Origin of the sequence: Bacillus sp. FF-1 (genome assembly GCF_028548245.1) — a bacterium.
Taxonomy (GTDB): domain Bacteria; phylum Bacillota; class Bacilli; order Bacillales; family Bacillaceae_G; genus Bacillus_A; species Bacillus_A paranthracis.
The window spans coordinates 669,873-687,221 of the sequence record NZ_JAQQGG010000002.1; the positions used below are offsets into that span (position 1 = coordinate 669,873).

General features: G+C 34.5%; 16 protein-coding genes. 3 read left to right on the forward strand and 13 right to left on the reverse strand.

The features are described 5' to 3' along the window. Positions 1–90: 90 nt before the first annotated feature. The gene (locus tag PQF83_RS08940) at positions 91–1,731 is read right to left on the reverse strand and encodes a M20/M25/M40 family metallo-hydrolase (protein ID WP_000049552.1); all 1,641 of its coding nucleotides are present in this window, start codon (positions 1,729–1,731) and stop codon (positions 91–93) included. A gap of 75 nt (positions 1,732–1,806) precedes the next feature. Next, a complete protein-coding gene (locus tag PQF83_RS08945; protein ID WP_000250772.1) occupies positions 1,807–2,556 on the reverse strand; it encodes an IclR family transcriptional regulator in 750 nt (249 codons plus the stop codon). Between the two features lie 267 nt (positions 2,557–2,823). Between PQF83_RS08945 and PQF83_RS08950 the strand changes: the two genes are divergently transcribed. After that, a complete protein-coding gene (locus PQF83_RS08950; protein WP_000079971.1) occupies positions 2,824–4,248 on the forward strand; it encodes an amino acid permease in 1,425 nt (474 codons plus the stop codon). 60 nt (positions 4,249–4,308) lie between these two features. Here the strand turns inward: PQF83_RS08950 and PQF83_RS08955 are convergent, their stop codons facing one another. The 4 genes from PQF83_RS08955 to PQF83_RS08970 form a co-directional block, all read right to left on the reverse strand. Then, complete coding sequence (locus PQF83_RS08955) at positions 4,309–5,496, reverse strand: RtcB family protein (RefSeq protein WP_000916224.1); 1,188 nt, start codon at positions 5,494–5,496, stop codon at positions 4,309–4,311. A gap of 274 nt (positions 5,497–5,770) precedes the next feature. Beyond that, positions 5,771–6,802 carry a fatty acid desaturase gene (locus PQF83_RS08960; protein ID WP_000171510.1) on the reverse strand — a complete coding sequence of 344 codons (1,032 nt, stop codon included), beginning with the start codon at positions 6,800–6,802 and terminating at the stop codon, positions 5,771–5,773. Between the two features lie 293 nt (positions 6,803–7,095). Then, complete coding sequence (locus PQF83_RS08965; protein WP_001227689.1) at positions 7,096–9,480, reverse strand: immune inhibitor A domain-containing protein; 2,385 nt, start codon at positions 9,478–9,480, stop codon at positions 7,096–7,098. 258 nt (positions 9,481–9,738) lie between these two features. Beyond that, positions 9,739–11,412, reverse strand: a complete 1,674-nt coding sequence (locus PQF83_RS08970) for an alkaline phosphatase (protein WP_000497796.1) — start codon at positions 11,410–11,412, stop codon at positions 9,739–9,741. A 267-nt stretch (positions 11,413–11,679) separates the two neighbouring features. Here PQF83_RS08970 and PQF83_RS08975 point away from each other — a divergent pair, with 267 nt between their 5' ends. Beyond that, the gene (locus tag PQF83_RS08975; RefSeq protein WP_000809098.1) at positions 11,680–12,162 is read left to right on the forward strand and encodes a DUF2975 domain-containing protein; all 483 of its coding nucleotides are present in this window, start codon (positions 11,680–11,682) and stop codon (positions 12,160–12,162) included. A gap of 10 nt (positions 12,163–12,172) precedes the next feature. Then, the gene (locus PQF83_RS08980) at positions 12,173–12,388 is read left to right on the forward strand and encodes a helix-turn-helix domain-containing protein (RefSeq protein ID WP_000974621.1); all 216 of its coding nucleotides are present in this window, start codon (positions 12,173–12,175) and stop codon (positions 12,386–12,388) included. Positions 12,389–12,428: 40 nt separating this feature from the next. On the opposite strand, the gene PQF83_RS08985 is transcribed toward PQF83_RS08980, so the two are convergent. The 7 genes from PQF83_RS08985 to PQF83_RS09015 all read right to left on the reverse strand — a co-directional run bounded on the left by PQF83_RS08985 (position 12,429) and on the right by PQF83_RS09015 (position 17,339). Beyond that, positions 12,429–12,740: a hypothetical protein gene (locus tag PQF83_RS08985; protein WP_000845529.1), complete on the reverse strand. Its 312-nt coding sequence runs from the start codon at positions 12,738–12,740 to the stop codon at positions 12,429–12,431. A gap of 106 nt (positions 12,741–12,846) precedes the next feature. Further along, positions 12,847–13,233 (reverse strand): DUF3887 domain-containing protein, encoded by a 387-nt coding sequence (locus PQF83_RS08990; RefSeq protein WP_001230588.1) that lies wholly within the window; start codon positions 13,231–13,233, stop codon positions 12,847–12,849. Next, entirely contained in the window at positions 13,230–13,913 is a 684-nt protein-coding gene (locus tag PQF83_RS08995) for a YhfC family intramembrane metalloprotease (protein WP_001013699.1), read from the reverse strand. The genes PQF83_RS08990 and PQF83_RS08995 overlap by 4 nt, the downstream gene beginning before the upstream one ends. Before the next feature lie 89 nt (positions 13,914–14,002). Then, positions 14,003–15,319, reverse strand: coding sequence for a GHKL domain-containing protein (locus tag PQF83_RS09000; protein WP_000276085.1), 1,317 nt, complete (start codon positions 15,317–15,319; stop codon positions 14,003–14,005). Further along, positions 15,319–16,053, reverse strand: coding sequence for a response regulator transcription factor (locus tag PQF83_RS09005; RefSeq protein ID WP_000021629.1), 735 nt, complete (start codon positions 16,051–16,053; stop codon positions 15,319–15,321). Before PQF83_RS09005 ends, PQF83_RS09000 begins: the two co-directional genes overlap by 1 nt. Positions 16,054–16,215: 162 nt before the next feature. Next, entirely contained in the window at positions 16,216–16,797 is a 582-nt protein-coding gene (locus PQF83_RS09010) for a kinase (RefSeq protein ID WP_000107742.1), read from the reverse strand. Then, positions 16,797–17,339, reverse strand: coding sequence for a GNAT family N-acetyltransferase (locus tag PQF83_RS09015; RefSeq protein WP_000506659.1), 543 nt, complete (start codon positions 17,337–17,339; stop codon positions 16,797–16,799). Before PQF83_RS09015 ends, PQF83_RS09010 begins: the two co-directional genes overlap by 1 nt. Positions 17,340–17,349: the final 10 nt, after the last annotated feature.

A 17,349-nucleotide genomic window follows, 5' to 3' on the forward strand; every position in this document is an offset into this window, starting at 1 on the left:
TACATGATAAACGGCCAAACTCGAATTTACTTGAGTTTGGCCGTTTTAGCTATTAATTATATTAAAATAATTTACCTTTTCCCTTCCCTACTATACTTGTGTAATTTTATTAGAAACAAGTAATTTTTCAATGCAAATCGGTAACATATCTAATAGCGTTTCAAATGCGTAATTTACATCTAGACGTTCTGTCCATTGATGTGCATCTTTTCCTACCGGCCCCATATTTAATACTGGAACATCAAATTCTTCTAGTTCCTGAAGTGGAATTGAGTAACCTTTATCCCATAATGGCATATTGTCTACAAGTGAACTCATTGAATGTAATGGATTTTGTAAGCCCACGTAGCTTAAATCTGAAATTCCTCCAAAATAGTTTTGGTTTTCAAATGAAATATTATGATTGAAGTGTGCATACTTTTCCATCTCTCCAACTACCTCTTTAATTAACTGGTTGTTGCGTGAACTTACAGCTGGATAATATGGCGGAGCAAAGAAAAGCACAATCATCGGCGCCTTTTCTTTACATAAAATAGCTAGTTTATCTACTAAATCAATCGTTACCGCACGATCATCTTTACCTTCTCTATTTTTAATAATGCTAGATTGAATTTCATTTATTTTCTCTTGCCCATGTTGTTCAATTGCATAAGTGATAAGCTCTTCATACGTTAATACATTCACCTTCATATTAGGCGGTATAAACGGATTATATTTAGAAAAACGATATGCTTGCTTTTCATATTGCTCTTCTATTTTTTCTGCTACTTTCGTTACTTTTTGACGCAGCAATGAAACGACATCTGTCATTGATTTTTCTAGTAAAAACAAATTAAATAATGTGACTGCGCGATGCGGAATTTGTACAGAATACTCCTCCTTTAAGTCCCTTTGAAGTAAGTTAGTTGGCGGAGGACTCGCTTCCCCTTCTACAATATCACAAAGGTCTGTATTCAACTCTAATTCTGCTGTTATTAATGAAGCCATATAACTCCCATTTAAGCCTGCAAAAGGTTCACCTACATGGGTCTCTTTTCCGTAGCAAAGAAAACCAGGTAACACTTTACCAATAGAACCAGTATAAATATATTTCTTTTGATCACCAGGGTGCCTTGAAAACATAGGCTCTGAATTTAGTACCGTTTTATACTCTAAATCATGTTCTCTTGCTAAATCTAGTAATCTTGGGACAGCAGCTCTCATCCCTACAGAGTTTACTTCTTCATCTGGTACAGCCAATAAAAGAACATTCCCATCAAATCTTCCTTCACAAGCTTGCTCAATCATTGCCATTTGTAACGTGAGGCCGCATTTCATATCCATTGTTCCTCTACCAAACAGCCAATCTCCATGTTCTATATCTTCACGTACATGGTCTGGAAGCTCATCTTTATGAGAATAAAACATAGACGTTAACTTTTTAGGATTGAATGCATCTTCTTTCCACACTCCATAATCTTGTACATCTACAACATCAAAGTGACTTACTAAAATTACGGTATTTTTTGTACGATCGCTTTTCTTTACTAGTGCTGTAACAAAATATCGTCCGTCCCCAGTCGGATTTTTTTGCAAATGGTGCGGATTTTCTTTGAAGTACTGTAAATCAGATAATTGTTCCACAACGAAGTCTGGCAATATCACTTCAGCTTCTGTACCTGTAATACTAGGAATTTCAACAAGACTGCTTAATAATTGAATCAATTGTTCTTTTGATTGCCACTTTGACATATAAATCCCCCTATTTTTCCGCATTATGAAAATGAATTCCAGTATATGAATAAAAAATGACGACAGTTATCAAAATTATAGTTCTGATGTACTGCCGATTTTTATTGATATTTCATGTGCTGCTTGTTTTACCTTACTAATAAGAAAAGATAGTCGATCATCATTAATGCGATGACTAATTAACCCAACACTTAATGCTCCTACTACTTTATGATTAAATCCGATAATAGGTGCAGCTACTGAAGCTGTCCCTTCTGTTTTTTCTCCATAACTGACAGCATATCCTTCGTTTCTTATTTGCTTTATTTGATCAAGAAGAATTTGCTTTTGTTCTGGTAAAGCAGAAAGTAGTTGCTCAACAATATATTCCATTTCATTCTGTTTCATATTGGCAAGCATCGTTTTATTTGCAGCACCAATTGAAAGAGGAATCTGTTCCCCTAAGTTATCAATAACTCGAATTTTTAAAGGGCTATCCATTCTTTCAATAATAATAGAATGTGTTCCATTTGGAATGTTCAAATAAACACTTTCTTCCACTTCATAGGCCAATCGTTTCATTACTTCTCTTGCGACTGATCTGTAGTCTACCTTCTCCAATTGTCGTAATCCTATTTCCATCCACATTGGTCCAATTTTGTACTGTTTCGTCTCTGAAATTTGTGTAACTAGCCCATGCTCGATTAGAGAGTTAAGTAATCTATGTACTGTACTAACTGGGAGATGTGTTCTGTCCGCTATATCAGAAATGGCCCAATACTCTTTTTCATTAGTAGAATTTAATAACTTTATAATACTTATCGCTCGATCAATGGACTGTACCATAACTCACCTCTACTTCACTTGTAATATGTTAGCACGCTCAATTACCTATCAATTTAACAAACATTCGAAATGAAATCAATCTATTTATTTAATTTTCTAAAAATAAAAATATGTTGCGAACAATAATTTGAAAGCGTAAACAAAAAAATATTGACTTTTCTTTTTAATTATCTGAAAATTATAACAAGATTTCACATCACGGAATATATTCCACAATACGGAAAAACATCAAAATTTATGCTATCAACTACGAAAGTGAGGAAAACAATGGCGCAAGTAAATAATACAAACAATGAATTAAAACGTACGATGAAAAGTAGACACTTATTCATGATTGCACTCGGTGGCGTGATTGGAACGGGATTATTTAACGGATCTGGTTTTATTATAAGTCAGGCTGGACCTGGTGGATCCGTACTTGCCTTTATGGCCGGTGGATTATTAATGTATTTCGTTATGCTATGTCTTGGTGAACTCGCTGTAGCCATGCCTGTTTCGGGGTCTTTCCAGGAATATGCCACTAAGTTTATCAATCCTGCAACTGGCTTTACAATCGGATGGTTGTATTGGTTAAGCTGGGCGAATACGACCGGCCTTGAATTTACAACTGCTGGCATTACAATGCAGCGCTGGTTTCCTGATATTCCTGTTTGGGTTTGGTGTTTAATATTTGGAGTTACAATCTTCACGATTAACGCATTATCTGCTCGTAGTTATGCAGAAACAGAATTTTGGTTTTCAAGTATAAAAGTATCTGCCATTATCGCTTTTATTATTCTTGGTGGCGCCGCTATGTTCGGTTTTATTGATTTAAAAGGCGACGAACCAGCACCGCTATTATCAAATTTCGTGAATCATGGTGGTTTATTTCCAAATGGACTTGCAGCTATTCTATTAACAATGGTTACAGTCAATTATTCCTTCCAGGGTACAGAACTTGTCGGAATCGCTGCAGGTGAAAGTGAAGATCCAGCAAAAACTTTACCTCGTTCTATTAGAAATATTATATGGCGTACGATGTTTTTCTTCGTCTTAGCAATCTTTGTTCTTGTTGCTTTAATTCCTTGGGAAGAAGCAGGATTAACAAAAAGCCCGTTCGTTGCCGTTTTTGATAATATCGGTATTCCCTATGCGGCTGATATTATGAACTTTGTTATTCTTACTGCTGTTCTTTCTGTCGCAAACTCAGGACTATACGCGGCAACTCGTATGCTTTGGTCATTATCCAAAAATGAAATGGCTCCAGCCTTTTTAAAGAAATTATCATCACGAGGAATACCTTTGAATGCTTTAATTATGACAATTGCTATTTCTGCTTTTTCTCTTTTAACAAGCGTTGTAGCTGCTGAAACGGTTTACTTATGGCTCATTTCCATTTCTGGAGTTATAACAATCATTGTTTGGATGTCAATTTGTGTCTCTCAATTCTTTTTCCGTAAACATTATGTAGCAGACGGCGGAAAATTAGAAGACTTAAAGTTCAAAACGCCACTTTATCCACTTGTACCAATACTTGGTTTTGGATTGTATGGCATTATATTAATCAGTCTAATCTTTATCCCAGAACAACGTCTAGGAATCTATTGCACTGTACCATTTATCATCTTTTGCTACACGTACTATCACTTTAAAGTGAAGAAAAGAATTTCTACTAACACTAATAGTGAAACTAAAATTAGCGAGACGATGTAATACCCTGCTTATCTAAAAGATCGCACATGGATTCCACTTCATGTGCGGTCTTTTATCATTTTAATTCGCTTTAAAATTATATAATGGCTTAATAATATGCTTTATATCTATTGTCTCTTTCGTATTTTCGATAATTTCATTCATTGGCTTGTATACCATTGGTGCCTCATCAATTGTGCTCTCTGCTACCGATGTAGTCCAAACTTCTGTCATCGTATTATGGAAGTCCTCTAGACTCAATAATTCTTTAGCCTTCTTGCGACTCATGATACGTCCTGCCCCATGCGGACCAGAAAAATTCCAGTCTGGATTACCTTTACCAAATGCAATAATTGAACCATCTCTCATGTTAATTGGAATAATGACTCGTTCATCTTTCTGAGCTGAAATAGCACCTTTTCGTAGAATCATATTTTCTATGTCTATATAGTTATGTATTGTAGTAAATTGATCGGTTACTTTCCAGTCCATTTTCGTAACAATTTCATCAATCATTGCTTTACGATTTAACGCAGCATACTTTTGAGCAATATTCATGTCATTCATATAATCTTTGAATCCCTGTCCTTCTAAATAAGCTAATTCTTTTCGAATATTAGGCTTCCTTATTCCACGTAAAGTTTCTTGTATTTCTTTTTCTCTCCCCTCTTTCATTAATCTCTTAATAATCTCATCTTTCATTGATGTAACATCAATGAGTTGTTCATATGCGAAGTTCTGATAATACTCTGCTATTTGCTTTCCTAAATTACGAGAACCACTATGAATGACAATATATACATTCCCTTTATCGTCTTCATTTAGTTCGATGAAATGATTCCCTCCTCCAAGAGTACCTATACTTTTTTGAGCGCGTTGTAATGTAAATGGTGCTCTCACACCATCAAAATCAATCATTTTTGAGAATCGATGTTCTTTATCTCGGATACGAAAACCACTTGGAACGAATTTACGAATTGTTTCGTCTAAATAATCGAAATTAATTTCTTCTTTTTTCTTATCAATTACAACAACTTCCATACCACAACCAATGTCTACCCCTACAAGATTAGGAACGATTTTATCTTGTATTGTCATTGTTGTCCCAATCGTACACCCTGCTCCCGCATGTGTATCTGGCATAATACGAATTTGACTATCCTTTACAAATTCTTGGTTACAAAGATCAATAATCTGCCCTGTCGCAGTCTCATCAACGTTATTCGTAAATACTTTCGCTTCATTGTATTTTCCTTGTAATTTCAACATCTTTCATTTCCCCTTCCTTTTGAAAGAATTATTTTATTACGTTGTTTCTGTTCTCATCATTACTCTCATCCACCTTCTGCTTTCCATTATATATGTATGATATCCTTCACAATAATAAAAAATAATGATGTTTTATCTTGTTTACATAATATGATTATCATATTCTTGAATTTATACCTACATATGAGTATTCCACGTCCTCAATATCCGTTATATATAACAAAAACTCCCCTTACATCGTTAATCATTAAGGGGAGTTTTATAGCCGATGAAATTATAATTCCGATTTCACCCGGACAGAAACATTATTTTTAATTATATTTTTGACTTCTTTAAAGCTAACAAAATTGTTACTTTTCTCATCCCAAAGACGGAAACGTAGTGATTGTAAGCTTGTAGCAAGTGTAATTGTTGGTACATTTTTTAACGGAAGCGTATTATTGTGTGCCTCTTCTAGCTTATAATTAGGTACTCTTGGACTTAAATGGTGAACATGATGAAATCCAATATTACCAGTTAAGAATTGCAAGATTTTTGGAAGTTTATAAAATGAACTTCCTTCTACTGCCGCTTTTACATATTCCCAATCTTTATCCTCTTCAAAATAAGAATCCTCAAAAGTGTGCTGTACGTAAAACAGCCAAATCCCTACTGAACCTGCAATTAAGAATATCGTACCATGTACTAATAGAAACGATTGCCATCCTATTGCCCAGCAAAGTATAGCTACTACAGCAACGATAATAATATTCGTCAAATACGTATTCATACGTTCTTTCTGTCTTGCACCTTTTCGGTTAAATCTATTTTTAAGCAAGAAAACATAAATCGGACCTAATCCAAACATAACGAATGGATTGCGATATAAACGATATGCTAAACGAAGTCTAAATGGTGCAGCTACATATTCATCGACTGTAAGCGTCCAAATATCTCCTGTACCTCGCTTATCTAGATTACCACTTGTAGCGTGATGAATCGCATGCTCATGCCCCCATTGATCAAATGGGAATAACGTTAACACACCCATACATGTACCTACTATTCTATTTGCACGTCGACTTTTAAAGAATGAATAATGGGTACAATCATGAAAAATTATGAAAATTCGCGTCATAAAACCAGCAGCTAACAAAGATGGAACTAATGCTAACAGATAAGAAACAGACAAACTTTTATAAGCGAGATACCATAAAACAACAAATGGCATGACTGTGTTAATAAGTTGCCACACACTTTTTTTAATTGTTGATTTTTCATATGGAGCAACTTGTTTTTTTAAATTTTTAGTATTTTCTAATGTCATTTTACTAATTCCTTTCCTTTTTGTTGCTAATTCATATTATAGCATACTATTAGTATCAGGTGTTAAAAGTAGATGTAATAAATATTATTATATACTATAAAATTCTCTTTTTTCTTACTCAATACTTACAAATTACTTACGCTCAAAATAGCGCTATAATTGAACAGATTGAGCCTTTTATTTATCAAATACATTTCCAATCTTTACAATTAAAACCGAGAACTTTTTACAAGCAGAAAAGAGCTGCCATAAGTCAGTTTCACCGGCTTATGGCAGCTCCTCTTCATTTCATTTTATCGATGGATCCAAACTGCACCTGCAGACTTGTCTTCAGCTTGACCTACTACTTCAAACTTCAATCCTAGTTTAGGTAACTTACGTCCCGCATCTGGAATAACGCTGTTGATGTATTGCTTAGAATCATCAAATTTTGCAACTCCTGGTAATCCTTTATAGTCAAAGATACCGCGAGTTGGTGAATTTACTTTCCATGCTGGCGTTTGATCAAATGAGAATGCCGCATCGGCAATTTGATAACGTGTACTGCTCTTCACAGTAGGTTGTCCGTTTAATGTTCCTACGAGTGCCTCTGGATGAGAATCTACTACTCCAAGGAACCCTTCACCTGGATGAACGCCTACCCAGTTATCTGTAAAGCTTTGATCCGCATACCATACAACCATTCCTGTATTAAATACTGGACCACGTGCATATTGTAATGCAGTATCAGACCCAGCGTAATTACGCCACTCGATATAGTAGTTATGTTTCTTCTGTTCAAATCCGTTAGACACAGTAAATCCTTTTAATGTCATTGCTGGCTGGCCTTCTGCGTCATCAGAGAAAACAACTTTTCCATCTACAGTTAATGCTGCATTGTCTAACGCAAATCCTTTATATGTTACTGCAATATCTGTTACATACTCAAATTGCAGTTTTACTTTCTTTCCTTTGAATTGATTTAAATCATATGATTTATCAATCCACTTACCATCCGTTGTATCTATACCGCCTTTTACATCTTTTTCGCCCATTCGATCAATGCGTGTCTTCGTTCCATCTTCTGCAATCGCATATACGTCAAGGAAATCATACTTCGCTTCCAGTTCGTAAAATGCCTTATAATCGAACTTGGCATCCGTTGCAGTCGTTAAGTCAAATACTGGTGTCTCAAGTGTTGTATGAATGTCATTTCCTTTCGTGCTGTAATAAAACTTCTTACCAAATGCTGACTCAATATTTTTTATATCTTTGTCTGGCAAGTTAACACGAATGATTCCTGGTCGTTTTGATTTTGTCACACTTTGATCTAAATACGTTGCAGTACCTATTCCCGTGCGAAGTTTATCATAATCTACCTCAACAATATTCGCCCAGTTCCCCTTCATATTTTTTTGGAAAAACTCTTTATTTTGCGGTGAGAAACTTGTTGGCTCTGTACCTGCAATTTTTCCAGCCCAGCTACCGCCGCTCATTAGGGACCATGATTCAACTGGTTCACCTTGTCCTGAATACTTTGTATCATATTCATCTGGCAACCCTAAATCATGACCATACTCATGTGCAAACACACCAACCGCTCCGTCTTCAGGCTCGATTGTATAATCGTATGCTGCCATCTTTCCGCCCCAGTTCGAAACAGAAGATTTTGTCCCATCAATCGCATATGGCTTCGATCCTAGTTTTGAACGATGAGACCAAATCGCATCATCTTTCAATTTACCACCGCCAGCTTCTTGACCCACGCCTGCATGTACTACCATTAAATGATCAATGATTCCATCTGGCTCATTTTTATTTCCATCACCATCTTGATCGTATTGATCAAATTGATCATAATCAGCTAAATTAATGCCTTTTGCTACTGCTGCTTTCAATGCTTCTTTCACAAAATCTTTTGGGCCTAAAGGACCTTTGTTGTCATGACCAGTTCCCGCATCAGCACCATAATCTGACGCTTTTCCTGGAACAGTAAGCCATTCTGTTACAGTTCCATCAACTGTGTAGCTTCCGCCAGATTGTTCTTCATAATATTGTTTAAATGTATTAATCTTCGATCCATCAAATAACGTAAATGGCTCATCACCAAATAACATTTTTTGATAATGTTCACGATTAAAGTCCTTAGAATACATATACCCCGGTTCTTGATCGATATTATTATGCTTAAAATCGCTAAATTCTACGAGTAATACAAGTACTTTATCTTTTCGAACAGCCCCATTGTACTCAGCTTGCTTCGCTGGTGTAGTTGGTACTTTTCCATTTAATTTTCCTGGGTTCAATCCTGCACTTTGCCCAGCTACTGGTCCTACTTCGGGCTGCTGCGCTTGTTCATTTTCCTTCATTTTTGCATCTTTTACTTTTTTCATAAAATCTGAAGCTTCTTGCGTAAGATTATCTCCTGTCAAGATTTCTTTTCCAGGGTTTTCCCCTTTCTTTTTCTCAACATATTTTTCGACAGCCTTTGATGTCTCAGCTTGTGATGCAGATTGATCGATTACTCCCCGTTGCTTCAACGCTTCTGCCAAGCGTTCCTCTGGTATTAAATGCTCATCAATTGGTAGAGATGGTGGCGTATCAGCATACGCTGCATGACTTCCAAAAGCAAACGTACTACTTAGCACTGCTGCTGTTGTTAATACCGCTAAAGGTTTTAATTTCTTTTTCTTTCTCAATGTATTTCCTCCCCAGTGTCTGCAAATTATCGATTTTTGCCGATAGCAATATAATATTCGTTATAATACGAATATTCAATCTTTTTAAAGCGCTAAAATATTGAGAAATATTTTTTCTAGGATGAAAAACATAAAATAGGTAAATTCACAGGAAGTTCACTCTAGAATTTGTTGTTCTCTTTCCTCTTTTTTTCGAGTGAAATCTCATCTATACAAAAATGCCAATTCCTAAGTAGTAGCTAAGGAATTGGCATTTTTTTAACGAGAATGCTTTATGAATAAACGACTTGCTTCTTCTGGTACATAGAACTTACCATTGCTTTCTACAACAACACTTCCTAGTTCATAATCTTTATTCTTAATACGAATTATATTTTTGTTAACAAATAATTGAGCTGTTACATTATTATGTTTTACTATGAGTACAGGATTCGCTACATCAGTTTTATCTATTGTTACAGTTGCACCATTCTGCTTAAAAGCTAATTCACTCTCTACAAATAATTTGTTTGTTACTTCTTCTAAGTTAAAGCCCATCGCTTTCGCTATTGTCTTTGCAACGTCCGTGTTTTGAATCAAACCAACTGGCTTTTGAGGGCCGTATGAATATAAAAATACATCCTCACCAGTATGACCTCCTGTTGTAAAGCCTATGTTCGCACGGTTAGCCAATAATGTAGTGAAAATTGGACCTACGTCTATTTTCTTTTTAACCACTTTTAACCTTTCTTTTTCATCATAAGTTAAATTGTCCAACCCGTATAATTTAGCTACCTCTTCTACATTGGATAGATCAGATTTCAAATTATTGATAGCCCCTTCAAGTGTCATTTTCGCTTTTTTCAATGGATCAATATATGCAGAGACCGGCGTAGTATTATAACCTTTTGTCGTATTCATATTGCCAATAGAAATACCGCTATTACCATGGTCCGCTACGGCGATTAGCATCGTATTACCATCTTTTTTTGCAAATCTTAATGCTTCTGCAACTGCATGATCAAATGCTAACACATCACTAATCATCCCAATTGGATCATTCACATGTGCTGCCCAGTCTGGCTTGCTTCCCTCCACAAATAAAAAGAATCCGTCTTTATCTTTTGATAACGTTTCAATTGCTTTTTCCGTCATTTGCGAAAGCGTTGGTTGCTTTGGATTTGTTGCTTCTCGGTCCATATCAAACGCTAAGGCATTATGTGAAAAAGAGCCCCAAATTTTATTAGATTTAGATTTCAATAATGCCTCTTTCGTTTCCACAAATTCGTATCCTTTGTTTTGAATTACTTCTATTAAATCTTCACCATCTTTTCGAATTCCACTACTTTTCACAGGGAGAAGTGCCGCTTTTCCCCCGCCTAATACGACATCTATATTTTGATACACTTGCTGCTCCGCGATCACTTCAAAATTTTTACGATTCACATGATGAGCGGAGAATCCAGCAGGAGTAGCATGCTGAATTTCAGCTGTGGCAACAATTCCAGTAGCGCGACCAGTACGTTTGGCACCTTCTAAAACATTGGCAACTGGCCGTAACTTGTCCTCTTCTTTTATTGGTTTTAGGCCAGGTGAACTCACAATAGTAGGTAATACCCCTACATATCCTGAATTCGATTTATTCCCCGTTGCTAAAGCTGTAGCTGCTGGAGCTGAGTCTGTTATAGCTGATTCCGCCGAATATGTACGAACTCCTCCTGTTACAATTTCATCTAATGCAAGTGGTTTCCCTTTATACAAGCGAGCTAATGTGGTTGCTGAAGAACTCGTTCCGTCCATAACCATCATGATTACATTTTTCGGTTGTTGTTCTACTTTTTTCACTTTCGCTTCCACCGTATGATCATCCATCATACTTTCAGTACATAACATACTTAGTGTTATCGTTCCTACTAACAGTAACTTCTTCATCTTTAAACCCAATACAAACATGATTGCGCCTCCATTAGTTTCACATTCATTTACATACAAAATTCTGACTGCCTACATATGTTTTATTAGTTCCCAATTTTTCTAAAGCTAACAATAGGAACTTTCTTATTCATTACATCTCGGTATAGTTCATCTATCTTATAAAGAAGATTTTTCATTATTAACTTGTTAAACAATAAATCCCCAATTGAATTAAATAAAAATTTATTGTTTAACAATAAATTTCGTGGTAAATTAATAAGATATTAAATAAATGAGGTGCTTTTTATGAAACAAGGATCAACACTCTTCCTAAAGACAGCTGTGATTCTAATGGGTATCCCTGTTCTTGCTATGTGCATTTTTTTAGTTCCTAAAATAGGAAACTTCGCCGCAGAATTATATCCTGATATTGCATATATTAAATATCTTGTATTTATCAACTTATACGCAACAGCAATACCTTATTACTTTGCGCTGTATCAAACATTCAAACTTTTAAACTATATTGATAAAAACAACGCATTCTCAGAGTTGTCTGTTAAAGCTTTAAAAAATATTAAGTACAGCGCACTAGCCATTAGTGTATTATATGTATTAGGTATGCCACTTTTCTATCTTGTGGCAGAGAGAGATGACGCCCCTGGTATTATTGTTATTGGAATGATTATAATTTTTGCTTCAATGGTAATCGCGGTCTTTGCTGCCGTTCTCCAAAGACTATTAAAAGATGCGATAGATATAAAATCAGAAAATGATTTAACGGTCTGAGGTGAATAAAATGGCAATTATTATTAATATTGATGTAATGTTAGCGAAAAGAAAAATGAGTGTAACAGAGCTTTCGGAGAAGGTTGGAATTACAATGGCTAACCTTTCGATCTTGAAAAATGGTAAAGCAAAAGCAGTCCGTTTTTCAACTTTAGAAGCCATTTGTAAAGCATTAGAATGCCAACCTGGGGATATTTTAGAATATCAACCAGAAGAAAGCGAATAAAAAGAGTCCTTCATACGAGAAGGACTCTTTTTATTGCACATTACGGCGCAAAACTAATTTGACCAGTAAACAATAAAATAATTGCGATGATCCAAAATATAAAAAATGATGAGGACAGTATTAACGAAAGAATAGCAATCCCCTTCTTCTCAGTTTTTTTCGCCATTGTAATGACAGAAAGTATGATACCTGCAACTGTCAGGGCAACTGTAACATAATCTCCCACTATATTACCTGCATTCGCTATCCTTGTCGGTGTAATAAATACGAACAGAAAACATAAAATGCCGATGAGTAAACATATGTAGCTTATTATACTGTACTTCTTTTTAGGACCTATTTCAGTTTTCATACTAATCCCCCCTTCTATATAGCTATAAGTTCATAGTAGCACAAATAACCATAATTTGGTTAAAACAAAAAAAGAGATACAGCGGAACTTCCGCTGTATCTCTTTTTTATTTAATAAATAAACCTGCGATTTCTTCTTTGTCATTATAAGTAATAATAAAGGTACGTTGTTCTTTACTGTACTTCGCTACAAGAATAACCGTATATAAACCATCTTTTTCTTCAATCGATTGTTTTTCAATTTTTTCAAATGTACCAGCTTTCTCAATTACAGGTGTAAGATCTTTCATTTTTTCTTCTGGTAATCCAGCTTTCATTTTACTATCAAATTTCTCATGCACTTCTTTATATTTTGCCTCATTTAATAATGATACAATTCCTTCCGCTTTTGAAATAATTTTTTTAGACGTACTTTCATCTACTTTATTACCGGTACATGCTACAAGTACAAACACCGCGATAGCACTTATAATAATAAGTAACATTTTTCTCATTTGAATACACCCTTTCTTTTTAAAATGAAACTATAACTAAAAGTGAGTAACGCAAAAATTGCTATTGAAACTTCTGACATAATAATCCCGCTTTTCCCTGGCACATATAGCGATATAATGCCAGCTAATGCATTTACAGTCCCATGGATGAGAATTGCATATACAACATAACGAAATTTCTTTTGGACAACAGCTTGCAATACAATGAAAGAAAGCCCAACATGCAATACCATCGCAAAGATGCGTTCAATACCACCGAGATAATAACTGTCACCATTTTGAATGACTGTTTGTGATAATAATAGGGATATTACTGGGATACCGACTATCAACACCGCCTCAATACCACCATGCCCTGCTCCAAATAAAAAACCAGACTGCCAATCTCGTTGCTTCATAAAATAACGCATTGCGATAAAACGAGCTATCTCTTCAAAAATTCCAGCTGATATACTAAGCAAAACTGCAAATAGTATAGGCTGCATAACAGAAAACATTTGAAAATCTGTGCTAGTTCCATTTAAATAATTTAGCATTGGTATGCGAATCAATATTTGTGATACAACAAAAGCCAATATACCTAACATATATGGAATATAGCGTTTCTTCCAAAAAGCATATAAAAGTGCTATAAGCGGTAAACCAAAGCTAATCATTGTTGTAAAAATAAGACCATTCATCTCGCTTCACCTCTTACTTGAAGTGTATAAAATTGAGTGAAGAAAGTATGTAGTTATTTCTTATTCGGTTTCCTTTTCATCATAGATGGTCATTTCATCTCATTTAATATAAATGTTTGTGTGAAATAAGGACTTACATAAGTTGTTTCTAACGTCGCATTATTTGTTTTATTTATGATTCGTTTTAACGAAAATAGCCCGTACCCTCTAGCACCTTCTTTACTTGAATGGTTTTTCTCATAAATTTTTTGTAAATCAATCGCTTCACCCTTTGAACTATTACGCACGATAAAATATTGTCGTGAATCCATTTCAAAGAATGCGATTTGTAATATCTTTTCCTCACTACATACTGCTTCCTCAATTGCATTATCTACTAAAACTGAAATGATACGAATAAATGAAATAATCGTCATCGAAACACTTTCAATGTTCTCTGGTATATCAAGCATTACTTTTATTTGTTGCTGCTGAGCAGTGCTAACTTTTGCTCTTAATACGCTTCTTACTTCAGGAATTTGTATGCGAGATAATTTTGCGATATCAAGTTCATGATCATTTATTGTTTTTAATGTGGGAGCAATAACATCGTAGTACACTTGCTCAATTTCTTTCACATTTTTTGTACGTATTCCTTCTTCTAACGATAGTAATACATTCATATAATCATGACGAAAACTAGCAAGCTCATCATGCATATCCTCTAATTTTTCCACATAATCTAATAACTCTTTATCTAAACGTTTTTCATGCTCTTCTCGTAACTTTTCTTTCGATAAATGTGAGCTTATTAGTACGATGATTAGTAATAATAAAAAAATAATAATCGCTGAATTATAACTTACTTCACTGTATTGTTGATTTATTTTTGCTAAAAACTCAGTTGACGGCTGAGTTAAAATTAATTCAATAATAAACCCGATCATTAATAATATATAAGTTACATAGTATAACGGACTACTTACTATATATTGAGCGATTTTTTGAATTCTTTTTCGCGCTACTAAAATACCGATAAAAGTAAGGATTGATACGATAAGATGAATAATACTACCTGTCCATAAATATAAATTGAATGGCGTTAACATAAAGATTTTCATCCCTAAATCTAATAGCAACATTTTCACTAACGTTATAATCACCATACTCACCAGTGCAAAATATAAATTATGCTTAAATTTCAATTCATTTTGCATTAATCCTAAACTTATTAAAAATAACACAATCGTACTATTCAATTCTGGATATCTCGTTACTGTTACGACAATAGCAAGTAAAATAATGAATACCGTACTTAAAGCTATTAACATTCTAACTGACAATCTGTTGTATCGGATTAATTGTATATATAAAAACGTATGACACATACTAGTAAGCAGTATTGCAAATAAATCATAAATATACATTACATCTCACCCTTTAACATGTTACGTACTTTACTCACTAAACGCCGTGACATTGGAATGCGTTTCCCGCTTTTTAAAACTATCATTTTTTGTTTCGCATCGTAAGAAGACATTTGCTTCGTATTCACGATATATGACTGATGGCAACGAAATAAACGTTCATCTATTATTTCTATCTCCTTTAATGCTCCATAAAAATAAACGATTCGATCTAACGTCACTAATGCTAACCGGTGCGGTTCATCAGTCATAACATATTCAACTTCATGAAAAGGAACCCGCACAGTGGCATTACTATTTGCAACGATAAAGTCATCCGACGGAATAATATGCTTATTTCTTGCTTCATATTGAAGTAAACATTGTTCAAAAACTTTATATCTCTCCTCGTATGGCAACCCTTTATCAATAAAAGTTAAAGCTGATACCATGTATTGATATGAAATAGGTGCAAATTCAGAATGCGTCGTTACAAACACAATAATTCCTTGCGTATCATACTTTCGTATCTCTTGTGCTACTTGTAACCCTTTACGCTCTTCCCTTTTAATCTCTATATCTAAAAAATAGATTGGAACATACTTCGCCTTCGGAATATTAGTAATAATATTTTCACTTTTACTAGTCACCTCAATAAAATCAAAAGGCAACATATATTTCTCACAAATCTCTTCAACTAACCGCTTCATTTGCTGTGCTTGTATAACATCGTCTTCTAAAATGAAAATACTCATGTAATCACTCGCTTTATTGGAATCTTTTCATCTATAGATTTATCTATAAATATATAATTCAAATTATAATAATATTCTCCTTCTCATTAATTGAAATAATTAATCTGCTATTACATAGAGAAACCTCAACTTTTCAAACAAAAAGTTGAGGTTTTCTTCAAATCAATTTATAACTAAATCCGCCCAATCCTTCGGCAATTCCGTTTCTAAGTAATAATCCTCTGCTTTCCAATACCTATTCTCAAACTTTGAAAGGTTTTTCTGTGTTTTCTTACTCTCGCGTAGAAATCTTGTCTCTCTTGGACAATCCAAGTACACCATATAATGAAAGAAATCTCTCCATTCTTTTCGCTGTAGAAAAACACCTTCAATTACAATTACGCCTACTATGGGAATCTGTACTTTCTTCATTTCACATGAGTCTACCTCATCATTATAGAACGGTAATTTCAGTCTCGTTTCATTTTGTAACTTTTGAAAAAACTTTTGCCGAAGCCACTCAATATCCCATTGCAAATAATAATACTCATACCATTCTTCAAATCCGGTATCATAGCGTTTATTACGCTCCACTATATGATCATCAATATGAAAAATATGAAACGGAATGCTTTCCTGTTTCATATTTTCCTTTAAATTTGCAACAAATGTTGTTTTTCCTGAACGACTTAAACCATCTATACCTAAAATGAACCTATTTTCTTTATGCTTCTTCATAACATTTATCAATTCACTCGTACTCATTATTTCTTCCACTCTTCTTTTAATAAAGAATATAAAATCGTATCATGCGCAACTCCATTTTGAATCATATGTTTTCGAAGTAATCCTTCTTCTTGAAATCCTGCTTTACTTAATAATTTTTGAGAAGCTTTATTCTCTACATATACAACAGCAGCAATTCTTATAAGTTGCAACGTTTCAAACCCGTAAGCTAAAATCGCCTGTAACGCTTCCGAGGCGTATCCTTGTCCCCAATATGTATCGTCTAATTCATAACCAATTTCAGCTCGCTTATGATGATGGTTAATTAAATGAAAACCGCACGTTCCGATTAATTGGCCCGTCCCCTTTTTCTCTATTCCCCAGCGAAATACACTTCCCTCTTCATAACGATTTTTAAACGTTTGAATCGTTGTTTTCGCTTGCTCAATATTTTCGAAAGAATCCATTCCGAAATAACGTATTACAGATTCTTTTGAAAAATAATGGAACATCGTTTCTGCATCTAACAGTGTTAGTTCTCTTAATTGTAAACGTTCTGTTTCTAGTTTCGGAAATCCCATCTCTTTTTCT